This is a genomic window from Streptomyces sp. NRRL WC-3626 (assembly GCF_000718785.1).
Classification (GTDB): domain Bacteria; phylum Actinomycetota; class Actinomycetes; order Streptomycetales; family Streptomycetaceae; genus Streptomyces; species Streptomyces edwardsiae.
Genome location: NZ_JOCA01000009.1, coordinates 143776 through 162372 on the forward strand (window position 1 = coordinate 143776; position 18597 = coordinate 162372).

17 protein-coding genes are annotated in these 18597 nt (G+C 70.1%); 4 read left to right on the forward strand and 13 right to left on the reverse strand.

What is annotated here, in order from left to right; all coding sequences use genetic code 11:
* Nucleotides 1-24: 24 nt before the first annotated feature.
* The 3 genes from IF28_RS0116440 to IF28_RS0116450 all read right to left on the reverse strand — a co-directional run bounded on the left by IF28_RS0116440 (nucleotide 25) and on the right by IF28_RS0116450 (nucleotide 2183).
* Nucleotides 25-561, reverse strand: coding sequence for a hypothetical protein (locus IF28_RS0116440; RefSeq protein WP_030220180.1), 537 nt, complete (start codon nucleotides 559-561; stop codon nucleotides 25-27).
* Between the two features lie 12 nt (nucleotides 562-573).
* A complete protein-coding gene (locus IF28_RS0116445; protein ID WP_030220183.1) occupies nucleotides 574-1473 on the reverse strand; it encodes a hypothetical protein in 900 nt (299 codons plus the stop codon).
* Between the two features lie 227 nt (nucleotides 1474-1700).
* Nucleotides 1701-2183, reverse strand: a complete 483-nt coding sequence (locus tag IF28_RS0116450; RefSeq protein ID WP_030220186.1) for an ATP-binding protein — start codon at nucleotides 2181-2183, stop codon at nucleotides 1701-1703.
* 154 nt (nucleotides 2184-2337) lie between these two features.
* On the opposite strand from IF28_RS0116450, the gene IF28_RS0116455 reads away from it, so the two are divergent.
* The 3 genes from IF28_RS0116455 to IF28_RS0116465 are packed head-to-tail and all read left to right on the forward strand — an operon-like array spanning nucleotide 2338 to nucleotide 5462.
* Nucleotides 2338-3222, forward strand: coding sequence for a helix-turn-helix domain-containing protein (locus IF28_RS0116455; protein ID WP_030220189.1), 885 nt, complete (start codon nucleotides 2338-2340; stop codon nucleotides 3220-3222).
* Nucleotides 3219-3554, forward strand: a complete 336-nt coding sequence (locus IF28_RS0116460; RefSeq protein ID WP_030220192.1) for a DUF397 domain-containing protein — start codon at nucleotides 3219-3221, stop codon at nucleotides 3552-3554. Before IF28_RS0116455 ends, IF28_RS0116460 begins: the two co-directional genes overlap by 4 nt.
* Nucleotides 3555-3590: 36 nt before the next feature.
* Nucleotides 3591-5462 (forward strand): hypothetical protein, encoded by a 1872-nt coding sequence (locus IF28_RS0116465; RefSeq protein WP_234325215.1) that lies wholly within the window; start codon nucleotides 3591-3593, stop codon nucleotides 5460-5462.
* A gap of 10 nt (nucleotides 5463-5472) precedes the next feature.
* On the opposite strand, the gene IF28_RS0116470 is transcribed toward IF28_RS0116465, so the two are convergent.
* Both IF28_RS0116470 and IF28_RS0116475 read right to left on the reverse strand, forming a co-directional pair.
* A complete protein-coding gene (locus IF28_RS0116470) occupies nucleotides 5473-6894 on the reverse strand; it encodes an amidase (protein WP_030220196.1) in 1422 nt (473 codons plus the stop codon).
* A gap of 139 nt (nucleotides 6895-7033) precedes the next feature.
* Nucleotides 7034-7228, reverse strand: coding sequence for a hypothetical protein (locus IF28_RS0116475; RefSeq protein WP_030220198.1), 195 nt, complete (start codon nucleotides 7226-7228; stop codon nucleotides 7034-7036).
* 186 nt (nucleotides 7229-7414) lie between these two features.
* Between IF28_RS0116475 and IF28_RS0116480 the strand changes: the two genes are divergently transcribed.
* Nucleotides 7415-9553, forward strand: coding sequence for a S9 family peptidase (locus IF28_RS0116480; RefSeq protein WP_030220200.1), 2139 nt, complete (start codon nucleotides 7415-7417; stop codon nucleotides 9551-9553).
* A gap of 52 nt (nucleotides 9554-9605) precedes the next feature.
* Here the strand turns inward: IF28_RS0116480 and IF28_RS0116485 are convergent, their stop codons facing one another.
* The 8 genes from IF28_RS0116485 to IF28_RS0116520 form a co-directional block, all read right to left on the reverse strand.
* Nucleotides 9606-10658, reverse strand: a complete 1053-nt coding sequence (locus IF28_RS0116485; protein ID WP_324616051.1) for a dipeptide ABC transporter ATP-binding protein — start codon at nucleotides 10656-10658, stop codon at nucleotides 9606-9608.
* The gene (locus IF28_RS0116490) at nucleotides 10651-11625 is read right to left on the reverse strand and encodes an ABC transporter ATP-binding protein (protein ID WP_030220204.1); all 975 of its coding nucleotides are present in this window, start codon (nucleotides 11623-11625) and stop codon (nucleotides 10651-10653) included. The genes IF28_RS0116485 and IF28_RS0116490 overlap by 8 nt, the downstream gene beginning before the upstream one ends.
* A gap of 6 nt (nucleotides 11626-11631) precedes the next feature.
* Complete coding sequence (locus IF28_RS0116495) at nucleotides 11632-12612, reverse strand: ABC transporter permease (RefSeq protein WP_030220206.1); 981 nt, start codon at nucleotides 12610-12612, stop codon at nucleotides 11632-11634.
* Nucleotides 12605-13528 (reverse strand): ABC transporter permease, encoded by a 924-nt coding sequence (locus IF28_RS0116500; RefSeq protein ID WP_030220208.1) that lies wholly within the window; start codon nucleotides 13526-13528, stop codon nucleotides 12605-12607. Before IF28_RS0116500 ends, IF28_RS0116495 begins: the two co-directional genes overlap by 8 nt.
* A gap of 6 nt (nucleotides 13529-13534) precedes the next feature.
* Nucleotides 13535-15166 carry a peptide ABC transporter substrate-binding protein gene (locus IF28_RS0116505; RefSeq protein WP_030220222.1) on the reverse strand — a complete coding sequence of 544 codons (1632 nt, stop codon included), beginning with the start codon at nucleotides 15164-15166 and terminating at the stop codon, nucleotides 13535-13537.
* Between the two features lie 183 nt (nucleotides 15167-15349).
* Nucleotides 15350-16471: an ABC transporter ATP-binding protein gene (locus tag IF28_RS0116510; RefSeq protein ID WP_030220224.1), complete on the reverse strand. Its 1122-nt coding sequence runs from the start codon at nucleotides 16469-16471 to the stop codon at nucleotides 15350-15352.
* Nucleotides 16472-16486: 15 nt separating this feature from the next.
* Nucleotides 16487-17548 (reverse strand): ABC transporter ATP-binding protein, encoded by a 1062-nt coding sequence (locus IF28_RS0116515; protein ID WP_030220243.1) that lies wholly within the window; start codon nucleotides 17546-17548, stop codon nucleotides 16487-16489.
* A gap of 10 nt (nucleotides 17549-17558) precedes the next feature.
* Nucleotides 17559-18536, reverse strand: coding sequence for an ABC transporter permease (locus IF28_RS0116520; protein WP_030220246.1), 978 nt, complete (start codon nucleotides 18534-18536; stop codon nucleotides 17559-17561).
* Nucleotides 18537-18597: the final 61 nt, after the last annotated feature.

Sequence of the window (18597 nt, forward strand, 5' to 3'; positions counted from 1 at the left end):
GTCCGCCCACAGCGGTGGCGCCTGTCAGGGGCTGCCGGGGCCTGCTGCCGCCAGGGCCTCCGCAGCCGCCTGCCGCAGTGCACGGGTGGTGATCCAGCGGTTCTTCCCGCCGCCCAGGTACGCCACGGCACGGCCCACCCAGTCCGGGTCGCCGAGCAGCTGGAGCATCCCCTCGGTGGTGAGCTGCCGCAGCAGGTACTCCAGCCGCAGCGCGTCCACCGCCCGGTACGGGCGCGTGTGCTGGTCGAAGCGCAGTGGGTGGTCCTCATACGGGTGACGCAGTGTCATGTGCAGCCAGCCGCCGTCGCGGGTGGCGACCATGCCCCTGACCGTGTACAGGCCTCTGCTGTTCGTGCTCCAGGAGCGCTTGCCCCAGGTGATCCGGATGCCGTCCATGATCCGGGACCACGGGACCAACTGCCCCTCGGACTCCGGCTCGTGCTGAAAGAACCCGTCCGGCCGGAACTCCACCCAGTGGGTATCGGGCCGCGTGGCGTCCCCGACCCTCCAACGCCCACCGCTCAGTTCCAACGGCCCCAGACATGTGCTGTCCTCCACCATGCGGTCAGTGAATCACGCGCTCTGTGTTCGGCAGGCGCGGCAGCGGCCGGGGGCGGGGCCACGGAAGGCTCGGTCGCAGCCGTCGCATTCCTGCACGGAGTGCCGGAGGCGTGCGGGTGACGGCAGGGCTGCGGGCTCGCGGACGTACGGGGCCGGGGGCGGGAGCTGGGCGGCCAGACGGTGGGCCAGGAACGCGGCGGGGCGTCGTACGCCGTCGGGGGGCAGGTCGGTGGTCAGGGCGCGGCGTACGGCGGCGGGGGTCACGTCGCGCTCCAGCCAGGCGGCGACCCCGGGGGCCAGGTGGGCCGCGTCGGCGGTGGAGAGGAGCAGCTGGGGGTTGTGGCGGTGCAGGCCCGCGAGGAGGTCGGCGGCGGCCTTGAACACCGCGGGGACGGTGCACTCCGGGCGCGGTACGGCGGGGAGGGGTTTGCGGGCGCGCGGTTGCTCGCAGGTGTTCTCGGGCTCACGCTCGGGCTCTTCGCGTGGTTCCGGTGCCGCCGGGGGCTCGGGGTGGGGGCGGGCCGCCGTCGGCTGGTTGCAGGAGACCGTACGGCTGACGATGCAGCCGGAGGGCGTGCGGTGGCGCTCGCGGCGCAGATAGCCGTGGCCTTCCAGTTCGCGCAGGGCGGCGGCGATACGGGTCGCACCCTCCGGGAACCGCGCGGTCAGGCTCTTGATGTCGGCCGGGGCGCCCTTGGGCAGCGACTGGAGGTGCACACCGAGCCCGATTGCGAGCAGCGAGAGACGGCCGTGCTGGGCGAGGTGGTTGCCGATCACCGTGAAGCGGGCGGTGTGCGGGGAGTTGTCGTGGTGCAGCCCGCCGGTGGTGGTGCGGTGGGGGCGGTGCGGGGTGTTGCTGCCCGCGTTTCGGGCCTGTGCGCGCGGGGGCGCGCTAGGGTTCTGGGTATCCATCTGGAAGGTGCTTCTTCCTCGGTGGTCAGGCCCTCGCAGTGGGATTGCAGGTCCCGGCGGGGGCCGACTCATGTCCGCAGTCGTGTGGTCGTTCCTTGCGCTGAGCGTCGGGCCTGCGAGGTCCGAAAATCCAGCCGGAACGGCGATGTTCACCCGCCCGAGTGAGTACGGCCACGGGCGGGAGGGACGGGTTTGGTGGAGGTGCTTTCCCTCGGAGTTCTTTGTCTTTAGTCGCCGCCGTCACCGCAGCGCGAGGACTCGGGTTCCGGTGGAGAGAAGTCCAGTTCGGCCCAGACCGTCTTCCGGGGGAACCGCCCCTCGGTCACTCCCCAGCGATCGGCCAGCGCCTCCACGAGCAGCAGGCCCCGGCCCGACTCCGCCCCCGCGTCCGGCACTTGCGGCACGGGCATCTCGTCACCGCGTGTGTCCGTGACCTCGATACGGAGCGTGGCCCGGACCACGTAGAGCGTGAGCCGGAAACTGCGGCCGGGGAGGCGGCCGTGGGTGGCCGCGTTGGCCGCCAGTTCGGCGATGACGTGGCTCGCCCTCTCGTGCGGAAGCCCCCAGCTCCGGAGCGTGTCCACGGCGAGCAGCCGGGCCAGCCGGGCACCGCGCGGGGTCGACGACAGCAGCATGCTGACGTTGCGTACGCCGGCGTGGGGTTCGGGTCCCGGCCCGTGTTCGGCGATTCCCTGAGTTTGCTGATTCACATCACCGAGCGTGGCGGACCGGAGATACTGAGACGGGTAATTGAGCTGTTACGTAGAGCTACGGTCCACGTGTCGACGGGCCTTGTCCACGCTGTCGAAGTAGCTCCTGCGAACAGGTCGGAACAGTACGTCGCTGCACTACGGAGGGGCACGCATGTCGGTGAGCGATGAGGCGGTGCGGGTCGGGACCGAAGCGGACCAGACGGACGAGCCGGGGTGGGAGGTCGACCCGGACGACGACTGGGCCCTGGCCGTCGTGGCCACGGTGGGACGGCAGTTGAGGCTGCGCCGGGAAGCGGCGGGAATGCGGGTCAACGACTTCGCGGTGGCGGCCGGGTACGGGGCGGATCTCGTCTACAAGATCGAGACGGGGAAGCGGATTCCTCGCCCCGAGTACTTGGACACGGCGGACGAGGTACTCAACGCCGGGGGGCTCATCGCGGCGATGCAGGAGGACGTGAAGAAGGTCCGGTATCCGAAGAAGGTTCGGGATCTCGCACAGTTGGAAGGGCGGGCGGTCGAGATCGGCCTCTACGTCTGCCACAGCATCAGCGGGCTTCTCCAGACGGCCGACCACGCGAGGGCGGCATTCGAGTCACGGCAACCCGCCTACTCTCAGGACGAGATCGAGCGCATGGTGGCCGCCCGCATGGATCGCCAGGCCATCTTCCAGAAAGACCCGGCGCCCACACTCAGTTTCGTCCTGGAGGAGGCCCCGCTGAGGCGGCCGCTTGGAGGCACAATGGTGTGGCGCGGGCAGTTGGAGCATCTGCTCGATATGGGCAAACTGCGTTGCGTGACGCTTCAGGTGATGCCGACGCACTGCGAGACGCATCCCGGCCTGGACGGGAAGATCGAGTTGCTGAAGTTCGAGGACGGCTCAGCAGTGGCACGTTGCGAGGGAGTCTTCAACAGCCGCCCGGTCTCGGACACCCGGCAACTCCGCATCGCCGAACTACGATATGGCACCATCCGCGCGCAGGCTCTCCCACCTCGGGAGTCGCTGGCATTCATCGAGGAACTGCTGGGGGAAACATGATCCGCAAGGTCTCCGACCGCCACACTTCGGGCCTCGCGTGGTTCAAGAGCAGCTACAGCGACGGCAATGAGGGCGACTCGTGCGTCGAAGTGGCAGGGGCCTGGTTCAAGAGCAGCTACAGCAGCGGGCCGGAGATCGACTCCTGCGTCGAAGTTGCGGGAGCTTGGTTCAAGAGCAGCTACAGCAGCAGCAGCGAGGGCGACTCCTGCGTCGAGATCGCCACCGCCCCCGCCACCGTCCACGTCCGCGACTCGAAGAACCTCGACGGCCCCCGGCTCGCCTTCGCTCCCGCCACCTGGGCCGGGTTCCTGCCCTACCTCGTCGAGGGCTGATCCCGCCGGTCAGCGGCGTGTGATCATAATGCGCGGGTGACCACACCTCCCGTGCCGTTGCCTGCCGAGCGGATACCGCCCGGCACCGCCGACTGGCGGACTCCCGACGCCCAGCGCTGGCTCGCCGCCGTACCCGCCAAGTGGGCTCATCCCCTGTGGGCGGTCCTGGCGTTGGTCGTCGCCATCGTGTGGGAACTGGAGGCTGGCCCCGTCGCCGCCTGCACGTCCGCCGCGCCGTGCGGTACCGACTGGCCGGGCCTCATGGTGGCCGCCGTGCTCCTGCTGACCCCGTACTGGGTGTGGCGGCAGCCGAGGCTCGCGGTCGCGGGGCTCGCGATCGGGCTGGCGACGCTTGCCATGGAGGAAGGTTTCAGCACCTTCGGCCGGCCGTCCGCCCTCGGCTTCGTCCTGGCCGTCGCGTTCACCACCGCGGGGATCGTCCACCGGCTGGCCGTCGCCGGACGGCAGCGGTCGCTGGCCGTGGAGGCGGCCGGGCCGGCCGTACAGCCGCTGCCCGCCGCCGCGCGGACGTTCCGCCGCGGCCGGCTCTCCTTGATCCTGGCCGCGTTGGCGCTGGCCTGCGCCGGGTTCGGCTTCTGGCAGGCCCAACGGGTCGTGGACGCGTACGAGGAGCGTGCCGCGGACGCCACCAAGCTGTCCGGACGGGTGACGGCCCTAGACCAGGGCGACGAGGACGCCGACGTCCTCACGGTGACGGCCGACGGGCGTACCCACCGCCTGGACACGGCGTACCCCGAGGACTTCCCCGTGGGCAGCCGGGTCGACATCCTCGTGGACGGCGACCGGGCGGTGCTGGTCGCGGAGCCGTACGACGTCTTCGGCTGGGAGACGCTGGTGCTGGGCGGCTCCGTCGCGGGGCTGGCGTTCCTCGCCAACGGCGTGGCCGGGCGGGTGCGTTCGGGAAGGCTGCGGCGCGGACCGCTGCCGGTGCTGCGTGTGCTGGTGCGGGAGGACCCGGAGGACAGCCGCACCTGGGTGTACGCGGCCGACGACCCGGGGGGCCTGCGGCCGGTCCTGCACTTCCACTCGCTGTACGCCTTCGAGGACGACGACGAGCGCGAGGACCACCCCGAGACGGACGACGACTCCATGGCCGTCGTCGACAGGCTCAAGGAGGTCTTCCAGGGCGGGGCCCCCACCCCGCCGCTGCGGGAGGCGGTCCTGTACGGCGTCCCCTACGCCGGTGCCGAAGTCGCGTTCGTCGCCCGCGACGACGAGGACGACGACGAGGTGGCGGTGGAGTGCAGCGTCAGCGAGGTGAGGCCTGCGGTCGCGGGGCGGCGGAGGCGCGGGCCGCAAAGCGGCCGACGGGAGCGACCGTCGCGGGCCGCCGACGAGGTCGCCGCCGGGATGACGCCCACGGCGGGCCCGCGGGTGTGGCGGGCGCACGGCTTCTCGCGGGCTGTGGGCCTCTTTCTGCTGCTGGTGCAGGGCGGCGGGATCTGGGCGTCGCTCGCCGACGGGCCGTCGTGGACCTGGCTTCTCCTGGCGGTGGGGGTGCCCTGGCTGGTGACGGCCGTGGCGACCGCGCTCACCTGGCGGATCACCGCCGACCGGGACGGGCTCTGGGTGACGGGGGCGTGGCGCGTGCGACGGGTCCCATGGGACGTGATCACGTCCGTACGGCACGCCGACGACGGCATCCGCATCGGCCGGGCCAAGGACTCCTCCGTCGGCATCTCCCCCGCCGGATGGACATGGCTGGAGCGCCGTCTGGGCCACGAGCCGGGCGCGGAGCGCGTAGCCGAGGAGCTACGGGCGCTGCTCCTCCTGCCGGAACTGCGGCCACGGGAGGAGGCGCCGGTGGGGCGGCAGGGCATACCGGTCGGGCCTCCGCTGGCGGCCCTGTCGGTGCTGTGGGGCGCGGCGGTGCTGCTCCTGCTCTGAGACCGGGCCCTCAGACGTCCTGGAGCCGCCGGAACGGCCGGTCCGCCTCCAGCTCGAACGCCAGCTCCAGCAGCGTGCGTTCGGCGCCCGGGCGGCCCGAGAGCATCACGCCGACGGGAAGGCCGGCGGCCGTCGTGGTGGGGGCCGGGAGGGCGAGGGAAGGAGTGCCCACCACGTTGTTCACCGGGGTGAACGCCACATAGTTCAGGAGGCGTTCGATCAGGGTGACGTACGGGACCGCCGGGCTCAGGTGGCCCAGCGGCGGGGTGGTGTGGGCCAGCACCGGGGAGAGGATCACGTCCAGGCCCCGGAAGCCGGCCGCGTATGCCTCGCGGGTGCGCTTCAGACGGCGCAGGACCGTCGGCGTCGTCCGCCACGACCTCACGTACGTCTCGCGCAGGCCCCTGCTCAGCCCGTCCATACGGCGGCGGTCGAAGTCCGTGCCCAGGGTGCGGCCGGTGACGCCGATCAGGAACGACAGCAGGCCCCAGTAGGTGAGGAAGTCGTCGGTGAAGTGCGGGTCGATGGAGAGGGACACCGGTTCCACGGTGTGGCCGAGCCCGTTCAGACGTCGGGCCGTCTCCGTCACCGCCTGCCGGGTGTCCGCGTCGGAGGTGACGCCGTTCGGGGAGTCCACCAGGAGGCCGATGCGCAGGCGGCGGCCGGAGGGGCCCTCGACCAGGCCGACGGGCGGCAGCTTCGGGTTCCGCCAGTGCCGTTCGGCCGCCGCCAGGAACGCCGCGCTGTCGCGTACCGAGCGGGTCAGGACGCCGTCCGTCACCAGGTCGATGGGCAGTTGACGGCCCTGCGCGTTCGCCACCACCCGGCCGCGGGTCGGCTTCAGGCCCACGAGTCCGCAACAGGCGGCGGGGATACGGATCGAACCGCCGCCGTCGTTGGCGTGCGCGATCGGGACCGCACCGGCGGCGACGAGGGCCGCGCTGCCTCCAGAGGAGCCGCCCGCCGAATGGTCCGTGTGCCACGGATTGCGGACCGGGTCGGCGTCCTCGTACTCCGTGCTCGGGCTGAAGCCGAACTCGGGCAGCCGGGTCTTGCCGAGCACCGTGACGCCGGTGCTCAGGAACTGGCGGGTGAAGGGGGCGTGCCGCCGGGCGGCGCGGGGCGCGAAGGCGGCGCTGCCGTGACCGGTGGGCAGGCCCAGGTAGTCGGTGTTGTCCTTGACGAAGGTCGGCACGCCCGACAGCGCGCCGTCGCCGCCGTACGCCGGGGCGTCGAGGTGGACCTGGACCGAGTGCAGCCGGGCATCCACGGCGCGGACGCGGGCGGCGGCGTCGCGGGCGGCCTCGGCGGCGCCGACCTCGCGCCGGCGGATCGCGTCGGCCAGACCGACCGCGTCGTGGTCGCCCAGGGCGTCGTCCCGGAAGACGTGCACCCTGGTCCGTACCTCGCTCTGCTCCTCGGAAGTCGTCACCGTCGGCTCCGCTCCTGAACGCGTGGACAAGTGCCCGTCATCATGGCGTACCGACGGGTAACACGCGAGGGGGCGGCGGGACGTGGACTCCGGCCGGCTCCCGGGACGTGCCTCGGGGCCCGGCCGGAAGACGGGCCGCTCAGAAGTTGATGCTGCCGATCATCCCCGCGATGTTGGTCGTCAGCTCGCTGATCGTGGGCGCCATCGTCGACGAGGCGAGATAGAAGCCGAGCAGCATGCACACGACCGCGTGCCCTGCTTTGAGGCCCGACTTCTTGATCAGCAGGAAGACGATGATCGCCAGCAGCACCACCGCCGAAATCGAGAGTGCCACGGCGGTTCACCTCCAAAGGTCCCAGGGCGCGGGGGTAAGGGGGACGTAGGAACATGGGGGCAGGTAGAGCGACACAGCAGCCAGCAGGTTCATACCCACTATGCGCTAACGATCATAACTATCCGTACGTGCGCATCGATCGGCGCACGGCCGCACAAGGGGGCGCATGGCCAATATGGTCAAGGCATGACGACCGAGACGGACTCCTTCCCCCGACGGCACGCCCGCACCCTCCGCTTCACCCTCGGCGCGCCGCGTTCGTTCAGCGTGGCCCCGGACGGTTCACGTGTCGTGTTCCTGCGCTCCGGTTCCGGTACGGACCGGGCGAACTCACTGTGGGTCCTCGATCCGGAAGGGGGCGGGGAGCGCGTGGCGGCCGACCCGCACGCCCTCCTGGGCGGGACCCCCGAGAACCTCCCCGCGGAGGAGCGGGCACGCCGCGAGCGCAGCCGTGAGGGCGGTGCCGGCATCGTCGGCTACGCCACCGACGCGGCCGTGGAGTTGGCGTCTTTCGCCTTGTCAGGGCGGCTTTTCACGGCCGAGCTGCGGGCCGGCACGGCGCGCGAACTGCGGGTCCCCGGACCGGTGATCGACCCCCGGCCTTCGCCGGACGGGCGGTACGTCGCCTACGTCGCGCGGGGTGCGCTGCGGGTCGTGGAGGCCGAGGGGGCGGGCGAACGCGCCCTCACCACCCCGGAGTCGGAGAACGTCACCTACGGGCTGGCGGAGTTCATCGCGGCCGAGGAGATGGGCCGCTCGCGGGGCTTCTGGTGGGCCCCGGAGTCGGACCGGCTGCTGGTGGCGCGCGTGGACGACACGCCGGTACGGCGCTGGTGGATCTCCGACCCGGCGCATCCGGACCGGGAGCCGCAGCGGGTGCCGTACCCGGCGGCCGGCACCCCGAACGCGGACGTACGGCTGTTCGTGATCGACCTCGACGGCCATCGCACGGAGGTCTCCTGGGACCGGGCGCGGTACCCGTATCTGGCGCGTGTGCACTGGTCAGCGGCGGGTGCACCGCTGCTGCTCGTACAGGCGCGCGACCAGCGCGGCCAGCTGATCCTGGCGGTGGACCCGGGCTCCGGGGCGACTCGGATGGTGCACGCCGACGAAGATCCAACTTGGCTGGAACTTTTCCCCGGGGTGCCCTGCTGGAGCCCTTCCGGGCAGTTGGTACGGATCGCGGACGAGGGGGGAGCGCGACGACTCGCCGTAGGTGAACGACCGCTCACCGGACCGCAGTTGCACATCCGGGCCGTGCTCGACGTCACCGCCGACGATGTGCTGGTCTCGGCGTCGGCGGGCGCGGAGGCGGCCGATCCGGAACTCGGCGAGGTGCACGTCTACCGGGTGAACGAACTCGGTGTGGAGCGGGTCTCCCAGGAGCCCGGCGTACACTCGGCGATCCGCGCCGGGAGCGTGACCGTGCTCGTCTCCGCGACCCCGGACCGGCCAGGTTCGCGGGTCCAGGTGCTGCGTGACGGGAAACCGACGGCGACTGTCCCGTCGTACGCCGAAGACCCCGGTATGTCCCCTCGTCTGACCCTGACCCAGGGGGGCGCACGCAATATTCCGTGCGCCGTGCTTATGCCTCGGGACTACGCCGGTGACACCCTTCTGCCGGTACTCATGGACCCCTATGGCGGTCCGCACGGCCAGCGGGTGCTCGCCGCGCACAACCCGCATCTGACCTCGCAGTGGTTCGCGGACCAGGGGTTCGCGGTGATCGTCGCCGACGGGCGTGGCACGCCCGGCCGTTCGCCCGCCTGGGAGAAGTCCGTCCGGGACGACCTCGCCGACATCGTCGTCCAGGACCAGGTGGACGCGCTCCAGGCGCTCGCCGCCGACTTCCCCCTCGACCTGGGCCGGGTCGCCGTCCGCGGCTGGTCCTTCGGCGGCTATCTGGCGGCCCTCGCGGCCCTGCGCCGCCCGGACGTCTTCCACGCGGCCGTGGTGGGCGCGCCGGTCACCGACCTGCGCCTCTACGACACCCACTACCAGGAGCGTTACATCGGCCACCCGGACGAGCAGCCCGAGGTGTACCGCCGCAACTCGGTGATCGACGACGCGGGCCTGGTCGGCGCCGCCGAACCGCACCGCCCCATGCTCGTCATCCACGGGCTCGCGGACGACAACGTGGTGGTCGCCCACTCACTGCGGCTGTCCTCGGCCCTGCTGGCGGCCGGCCGGCCGCACGAGGTGCTGCCCCTGTCCGGCGTCACCCACATGACCCCGCAGGAGGAGGTCGCCGAGAACCTGCTCCGGCTCCAACTCGGCTTCCTGAAGCGCTCGCTGGGGCTCACGAACGGGGACGAAGCGCGTTAACGCACACGCAACCCCACGGAAGCGGTACCGATATACGGACACGGCACGCTGATCAGCGTACGGCCGTGCGGGTGCCGTAAACGGGCCGGGGTGCCGCCATGTCACCCCGGCCCGTCGCCGTGCTTCTCCACCGGCCCGTCTCCGCGTCCGTCCACCGGCCCGTCGCCGTGCTTCTCCACCGGCCCGTCTCCGCGTCCGTCCCCCGGGCCTTCCAGCAGCGGGTGCGGAAGCGGCAGCCGGAGGGGATGTTCGTCGGGGACGGGACGTCGCCGGTGAGGATGATCCGCTCACGGTGCTCCCGCGCCTCGGGGTCCGGTACGGGGACGGCGGAGAGCAGGGCCTGGGTGTAGGGGTGCGTGGGGTGTTCGTAGATCTCGGTGTCGGTGCCGGTCTCCACGATCCGGCCGAGGTACATCACCGCGACCCGGTCGGAGATGTGCCGGACGATCGAGAGGTCGTGCGCGATGAACACGTAGGCGAGACCGAACTCGCTCTGCAGCCGGTCCATCAGGTTGACGACCTGGGCCTGTACCGACACGTCCAGCGCGGAGACGGGCTCGTCGGCGACGATCACCTCGGGGCGCAGCGCCAGCCCCCGGGCGATGCCGATGCGCTGGCGCTGACCGCCGGAGAACTGGTGCGGATAGCGGTTGACGTACTCCGGGTTGAGGCCGACGACGTCCAGCAGCTCCTGCACCTTCCGCCGCCGGTCCCCCTTGGGCGCGACCTCGGGATGGATGTCGTACGGCTCCCCGATGATGTCGCCCACCGTCATACGGGGGTTGAGGGAGGTGTACGGGTCCTGGAACACCATCTGGATGTTGCGGCGTACGGCCTTCAGCGCACGGCCCGAGAGACGGGTGATGTCCTCGCCCTTGTAGCGGATCGAACCGCCCGTCGGGCGTTCGAGGTTGACCAGCATCTTCGCGACCGTCGACTTGCCGCAGCCGGACTCGCCGACGATGCCGAGGGTCTCGCCCCGGCCGAGGGCGAAGTCCACGCCGTCGACGGCCCGTACGGCGCCGATCTGCTTGCGGAAGAGGATGCCCTGGGTCAGCGGGTAGTGCTTGACGAGGTCACGGACCTCCAGGATCGGCTCAGCCATTCAGGCACTCCCTCCAGAAGTGGCAGGCGCTCCCCCGCGTCGCCGAGACCTCGTACAGCGGCGGCTCGTCGGTGCGGCAGACGTCCCGGGCCAGCGGGCAGCGGGGGTGGAAGGCGCAGCCCGGCGGGATGTGGGTGAGGCTGGGCGGCAGGCCCTTGATGGCGTAGAGCTCCTGGCCCTTCTGGTCCAGGCGGGGGATGGAGTCGAGGAGGCCGCGCGTGTACGGGTGGGCCGGCGCCTTGTAGATGTCGTGCACGGGGGCGGACTCGACGATCCGGCCCGCGTACATCACGGCGATGCGGTCGGCGACGTCGGCGACCACGCCCAGGTCGTGGGTGATGAGGATGAGGCCCATGCGCAGCTCGCGCTGGAGTTCCGCGAGCAGTTCCATGACCTGGGCCTGGACGGTGACGTCGAGGGCGGTGGTCGGTTCGTCGGCGATGATCAGGGCCGGTTCCAGGGCCAGCGCCATGGCGATCATGATGCGCTGGCGCATACCGCCGGAGAACTGGTGCGGGTACTGCCTGACCCGCTCCCGCGCGGCCGGGATGCGCACGCGGTCCATCAGCTCGACGGCCTTGGCCCGCGCGTCCTTGCGGGACATGCCCCGGTGCACGGTGAACATCTCGGCGAGCTGGTCGCCGACGGAGATGACGGGGTTCAGCGACGACAGCGCGTCCTGGAAGATCATGGCCATCTCGGCGCCCCGGACCCGCCGGCGTTCCTCCTCCTTCAGCTTCAGCAGGTCCCGGCCCTGGAAGATCACCTCGCCGCCGGTGATCCGGCCGGGCGGGATGTCGAGGATGCCCATGACGGCCTGCGCGGTCACCGACTTGCCGGAGCCGGACTCGCCGAGCACGGCGAGGGTCTCGCCCGCGTCGACGCCGTAGCTGACGCCGTTGACGGCCCTGGCGATCCCGTCCCGGGTGCGGAACTCCACGTGCAGGTCGCGCACTTCGAGCAGCACGGCCGCTCACCTCAGCTTCGGGTCGAGGGCGTCGCGCACCGCGTCGCCGAGCATGATGAACGCCAGGACGGTGATCGCGAGCGCCCCGGAGGGCCACAGCAGCGCGTGCGGGGCGTTGCGGACGTACGGGGAGGCGGCGGAGATGTCGATGCCCCAGGAGACGCTGGGCGGCTTCAGACCGACGCCGAGGTACGACAGGGTCGCCTCCAGGGCGATGTAGGTGCCGAGCGCGATGGTCGCGACGACGATGACCGGGGCGACGGCGTTGGGCGCGATGTGCCGCAGCACCAGACGGGAGTTGGAGGCGCCGAGCGCCCGCGCGGCCTGCACGTAGTCGTTCTGTTTGGCGGTGATGACGGCGCCGCGGGCGATGCGGGAGATCTGCGGCCAGCCGAGCAGCACGATGAAGCCGATGACGGGCCAGATGGTGTTGCTGGTGATGACGGAGAGCAGCACCAGTCCGCCGAGGACGACGGGGATGGCGAAGAAGACGTCGGTGATGCGGGACAGGACGGAGTCCGAGATGCCCCCGAAGAAGCCCGCCAGAGCCCCCAGGACGCTCCCGAGGACCGCCACGCCCAGGGTGGCCAGGACGCCGACGGCGACGGACGTACGGGCCCCGTAGACGGTCCGGGTGTAGACGTCGCAGCCCTGGCCGTCGAAGCCGAAGGGATGGCCTGACTGGGAGCCCTCCTGGGCCTTGGACAGGTCGCACTTGAGGGGGCTGCCGGAGGTGATCGCCGAGGGCCACAGGGAGATGAAGACCAGGAAGAGGATGACCAGGCCGGAGAGGATGAAGACGGGGTTGCGGCGCAGATCGCGCCAGGCGTCGGACCACAGCGAGCGGGGCTTGTCCTGCGGCCCGGAGCCGTCCGGGCCCTCGGGCCGCTTCTCCAGGGTCTCGGCCTCGTCGACGCCCAGGTCCATGGTGCCGCCCATCCCGGTGCCCGCGATGGCCTGTTCCTCTTCGTGACGTCCGTCAGGCATAGCGGATCCTCGGGTCGAGTACGGCGTAGAGCAGGTCGACGACGAGGTTGGCGACCAGGAAGACCAGGACGAGCACGGTGACGAAGCCGACGACGGTCTGGGTGTTCTGCCGCAGGATGCCCTGGTAGAGCTGGTAGCCCACGCCGTGGATGTTGAAGATCCGCTCGGTGACGATGGCGCCGCCCATCAGGAAGCCGATGTCGGCGCCGATGAAGGTGACCACCGGGATGAGGGAGTTGCGCAGCAGGTGCCGGACGACCACCCGGTGCCGGGGCAGTCCCTTGGCGATGGCGGTACGGACGTAGTCGGAGCGCCGGTTCTCGGCGATGGAGGTCCGGGTCAGCCGGGTGACGTAGGCCAGGGAGACGGAGGCGAGGACCAGGCCGGGCAGGATCAGCTCGTCGAAGGGCGCCTCGGAGGAGACCGAGGGCCGGATCCACCCCCACTTCACGCCGAGCAGCAGTTGCAGCAGCAGACCGGTGACGAAGGTGGGCACGGAGATGACGACGAGGGTGAACAGCAGGACGCCGGTGTCGACCGGGCGGCCCCGGCGCAGTCCGGTGACCACGCCGAGGGTGATGCCGATGACGATCTCGAAGAGGATCGCGATGAGGGTGAGCCGGATGGTGACGGGGAACGCCGTCGACATCAGCTCGGTGACCTCCTGGCCGTTGAAGGCGGTGCCGAAGTCGCCGGTGAAGACGTTCCCCATGTAGGTCAGGTATTGCTGCCATACGGGCTTGTCGAGGCCGAACTCCTTCTCCAGCTGGGCGGCCGTGGCCGGGTCGCACCGGCGTTCGCCACACAGGCCCGCGATGGGGTCGCCCATCACGTTGACCATGAGGAAGATCAGCAGCGTGGCCCCGATGAACACCGGGATCATCTGGAGCAGCCGCCGGACGACATAGCGCCCCATGGCGGCTCAGCTCACCTTGATCTGGTCGTAGACGGGGACGCTGAAGGGGTTGAGCTTGACGTCGGAGAGCCGGTCCGACCAGCCGGCGCTGCCGTTCTGGTACCAGAGCGGGATGGCGGCCATGTTGTCGCGGACGACCTCCTCGGCCTGCTGGAACAGGCTGATGGCCTTCTGCTGATCGGTCTCCCGGTTGGCCTGGTCGACGAGGCCGTCGAACTTCTCGTCGGACCATTTGCCGTCGTTGGAGGAGGCGTTGGTGTAGTAGAGCGGCTGGAGGAAGTTCTGGATGAGCGGGTAGTCCATCTGCCAGCCGGCGCGGAAGGGGCCGCTCATCTTCTGCTGGGTGATCTGGTTGCGGAAGTCGGCGAAGGTGCCGACCGGGTTGCCGGTGCAGGCGCGCTCGTTGTCCAGCGCGTTGTTGATGGAGTTGCAGACGGCGTCGACCCATTCGCGGTGCGAGCCGGTGTCGGCGTTGTAGGTGATGGTCACCTTGCCGCCGGGCAGCCCGCCGCCCTCCTGGACGAGCTTCTTCGCCTCGTCGGGGTTGAACTCGCAGAACTTTCCGCACAGGCCGTCCTGGAAGCCGCCGTCCTTGCCGAGGACGGGTGAGGTCCAGTCGGTGGCGGGGGTGCGGGTCTGCTGGAAGATCGTGTCGGTGATCTGCCCCCGGTCGATCGCCATGGACAGGCCCTGGCGGACCTTCGCCGAGCCGGACTGGTTCCAGGCGTCGTCGTAGAACGGGAAGGCGAGGGTCTGGATGATGCCGGCGGGGGTGTTGAGGTAGCGGTCGCCGAGGTCGTTCTTGACGTTCTTCAGCTGGGCGGCGGGCACGTCGTCGACCAGGTCGAGGTTGCCGGCCAGCAGATCGGTGTAGGCGGTGTTGTTGTCGGTGTAGACCTTGAGGTCGACGCCGCCGTTCTGCGCCTTGTCGGAGCCCGGGTAGTCGTCCCACTTGCGCAGCGCCATCTGGGAGCCGCGGTTGTACGAGTCGACCAGGTAGGGGCCGTTGCCGACGGGCTTCTTCACCCAGGCGTCGTGGTCGTCGAAGAAGGCCTTCGGCAGCGGGGCGAAGGCGTTGTAGCCGAGGGTGTCGGGGAACGTCGAGAACTTCTGGGTGAGCTTGACGGTGAAGGTGAGGTCGCCGGTGACCTTCAGCCCGGACAGGGTGTCCGCGGTCTGCTCGCTGCCGTCCTCGGGGTGGACCTTGTCGTAGCCCTCGATGTAGCCGAAGAAGTACGAGTTGCGCTGGTTGTTCTTCAGGCTCGCGCCGTAGTTCCAGGCGTCGACGAAGGACTGGGCGGTGACCTTCTCGCCGTTGCTGAAGGTCCAGCCGTCCTTGACGGTGACGGTGAAGTTCTGCGAGTCGGAGGTCTCGATCTTCTCGGCGAGCATGTCCTTGGCCTCGCCGGTGACGGGGTCGTACCGCTTCAGCCCCCGGAAGATCATGTCGAGGACCTTGCCGCCCTGGACCTCGTTGGTGTTGGCCGGCTCGAGCGGGTTCTGCGGGTCGCCCCAGGAGGCGCTCAGTACGGCACCGGCGTCACCGCTGCCGCCGTCCCCGCCGCCTCCGCAGGCGGTCGCGGCCAGGGCGACCGCCACCGCGCAGACGGCCCATCCGGCGTGTGTGGCTCCGCGCATGGGTGCCTCCTCGTACGTGTGCTGAGTACGCGCGCTGATCCTTTACGCCAATATCGGGGCAAAGGGGGCGGCACGCACTCGCACGGCACCTGTACGGGGCGGACTCCAGCCTTTTGCGCGAAAACGGCTGCTGCCGTCCACCCCTGTGAGGGGCGGACGGCAGCAGCCGTGTCCGACGCCGGGTCAGTCCTTCTTCGCGGAGGTCTGCTCCAGGGCCTTCAGCGCCGGGTCGAGGACGACGTCCTCGGCACGGGCCTCCGTGGTGGGGTCCTCCGGGAAGTGGCAGGCCGTCAGGTGGTTCTCCCGGTTGCCGGAGATCTGCAGCAGCGGGGGCTCCTCCGTCGCGCACTTGTCCTGCGCCTTCCAGCAGCGGGTGCGGAAGCGGCAGCCGGACGGCGGCGAGATCGGCGAGGGGACGTCGCCGTAGAGCCGGATGCGCTCCCGGTTCTCCTCCTCGTCGTCCATGGCGACCTCGGGCACGGCCGACAGCAGGGCGTGCGTGTACGGGTGCCGGGGCCGGTTGTAGATGGAGTCCCGGTCGCCGACCTCGACGACCTTGCCGAGGTACATCACGGCCACGCGATGCGAGAAGTGCCGGACCACCGCGAGGTCGTGCGCGATGAACAGGAAGGCGATGCCCAGCTCGTCCTGGACCTTCTTCAGCAGGTTGACGACCTGCGCCTGGATCGACACGTCGAGCGCGGAGACCGGCTCGTCCGCCACGATCAGCTTCGGGTTGAGCGCGAGCGCGCGGGCGACGCCGATGCGCTGGCGCTGACCGCCGGAGAACTCGTGCGGGAAGCGGTTGTAGTGCTCCGGGTTCAGGCCGACGAGCTCGAGCAGCTCGCGGACCTTCTTCTCCCGGCCGCCCGCCGGGTCGATCCCGTTGACCTCCATCGGCGACTTGATGATGGTGCCGACGGTCTGCCGCGGGTTCAGCGACGAGTACGGGTCCTGGAAGATCATCTGGATCTCGGACCGCACGGGCGCCAGCTGCCGCCGCGAGGCGTGCGTGATGTCCTGGCCGGCGTACTCGATCCTGCCGCCGGTCGGCTCCAGGAGCCGGGTGATGAGCCGGCCCGTGGTCGACTTGCCGCAGCCCGACTCACCCACCAGGCCGACGCTCTCGCCGACGCCGACGGTCAGGTCGACGTTGTCGACGGCCTGGACGGCGCCGACCTTCCGTTTGATCGGGAAGCCGCCGTAAATCGGGAAGTGTTTGGTCAGGCCCTCCACCTTCAGCAGCGTCTCGGTGGACGCCCCGGTGGAGCCCTGCTGTGCGGGGAGGGTGAGGTTGTCGCTCATGTCTCGGATCTCTCCCTAGCGCAGCCGGGGCTGGATCGTGTCGAAGAAGATGGTCTGCTTCTGCTCCGCCGTCAGGTGACAGGCGGCGGCGCGGCCCTCGCCGAGCGCCGGGCGCTCGGTGCTGCAGCGGTCCCCCGACACCTGGTCCGTGAAGGCGCAGCGCGGGTGGAAGGGGCAGCCGGAGGGCGGGTTCAGCAGGCTGGGCGGGGACCCGGGGATCGGGTTCAGCGCCTGGTCGGTGTCGCCGCCGAGGCGAGGCATCGAGCTGAGCAGGCCCCAGGTGTAGGGGTGCTTGGGCTCGCGCAGCACCTCGCGGACGCTGCCGCGCTCCACGGCCCGGCCCGAGTACATCACCAGCAGGTCGTCGGCCATGTCGGAGATGACGCCGAGGTCGTGGGTGATGAAGATGATCGCGGAGCCGAACTCCTGCTGGAGGTCCTTGAGCAGGTCGAGGATCTGCGCCTGGACCGTCACGTCGAGGGCCGTGGTCGGCTCGTCGGCGATCAGCAGGTCGGGGTCGCAGACCAGCGCCATGGCGATCATGGCGCGCTGGCGCATACCGCCGGAGAACTGGTGCGGGTAGTCGTCCACACGCGTCTTGGGCTGCGGGATGCCGACCTTGGTCAGCATCTCGATGGCCCGCGCCCGCGCCTCCTTCTTGGAGGCGCCGGTGTGCTTCATGTACGGCTCGGCGATCTGCCGGCCCACCGTGTAGTACGGCGAGAGCGCCGTCAGCGGGTCCTGGAAGATCATCGCGACCTTGTTGCCGCGGAGCTTCTCCATCTCCTTCTCGGAGGCGGTGACCAGGTCCTGCCCCTCGAGGAGGATCTCGCCCTCGACGGTGGAGGACTTGGGGTTGTGCAGCCCGAGCACGGTCAGGTTGGTCACGGACTTGCCGGAGCCCGACTCGCCCACGATGCCGAGGGTCTTGCCGCGTTCGACGTCGAAGGACAGTCCGTCGACCGCCTTGACGATGCCGTCCTCAGTGGAGAACCGCACCCGCAGGTCGCGGACCGAGAGGAAGGAGTCCGGCCCGGTCGGGGCCTTCTCCCCTTCGGTCTTGGTCAGAGTGGTCACGGGGTTACTCCTAGCTGAGCCGCACGCGCGGGTCGATGTAAGCGTAGGCGAGGTCAACGATGATGTTCAGGATCAGGATGAAGAAGGCCCCGAACAGCATGATGCCCATCGTGAGCGGCAGGTCCTTGGTCAGCGAGGAGTCGACCGCGAGCCGGCCGAGGCCGGGCAGGTCGAAGGTGAACTCCGTGACGACGGCGCCCGCCAGCAGGGCGCTGAGGTCGATGCCGAGGATGGTGACGATCGGGATGAGGGAGCCGCGCCAGGCGTAGCGGAAGAAGACGTACCGCTGGGACATGCCCTTGGCGCGGGCGGTGCGGACGTGCTCCTCCTGGAGCTGCTCGATCATGGTCGAGCGCGACATACGCGTGTACTGGGCGGTGAAGATGGTGGCCATCACGACCCAGGGGATGAGCAGTCCGAGTGCCCAGGTTCCCGGGTTCTCCGTGAACGGGTGGTACTTCGGGTTCTCCATGATGCCGCTGCTGTACACCAGGATGCCGAGGACGATCGGGCCGAGCAGGTAGATCTGGAACGAGCTGAGCACGATCGAGGCGCCCGAGACGAGCTTGTCGACCACGGTGCCGCGCTTCCAGGCGGCGAGCAGACCCGAGCCGAGGCCCAGGGTCAGGAAGATCACCAGGCCGCCGACGGTCAGGGACAGCGTCAGCGGGAAACGGTCGACGATGGAGTCCCAGACGAAGTTGCCGCTGTCGAAGGAGACACCCAGGCACGGCGCGGAGCAGTGCCCCTGCGGGAAGTCGCGGCCGGACACGATGCCCGACATGAACTCCCAGAACTGGGTGGTGATGGGCTTGTCCAGGCCCAGGTTCTCCCGGATCACCGCGAGGTTCTCGGGCGAGCAGTTCTTGCCGCAGGACAGCGCAGCGAAGTCCTGGGGGACCGTATAGAACAGGAAGAACGTGAAGGCGCCGATCAGGAACATGATGACGACGGCGCCGATCAGCCTGCGGATGAGGAACTGAAGCATGGCGGGTGAATGCTCTCTTCGAAACGCGGCGGCGGGGAGGGGGAACCGTCCGCGGGGGTGC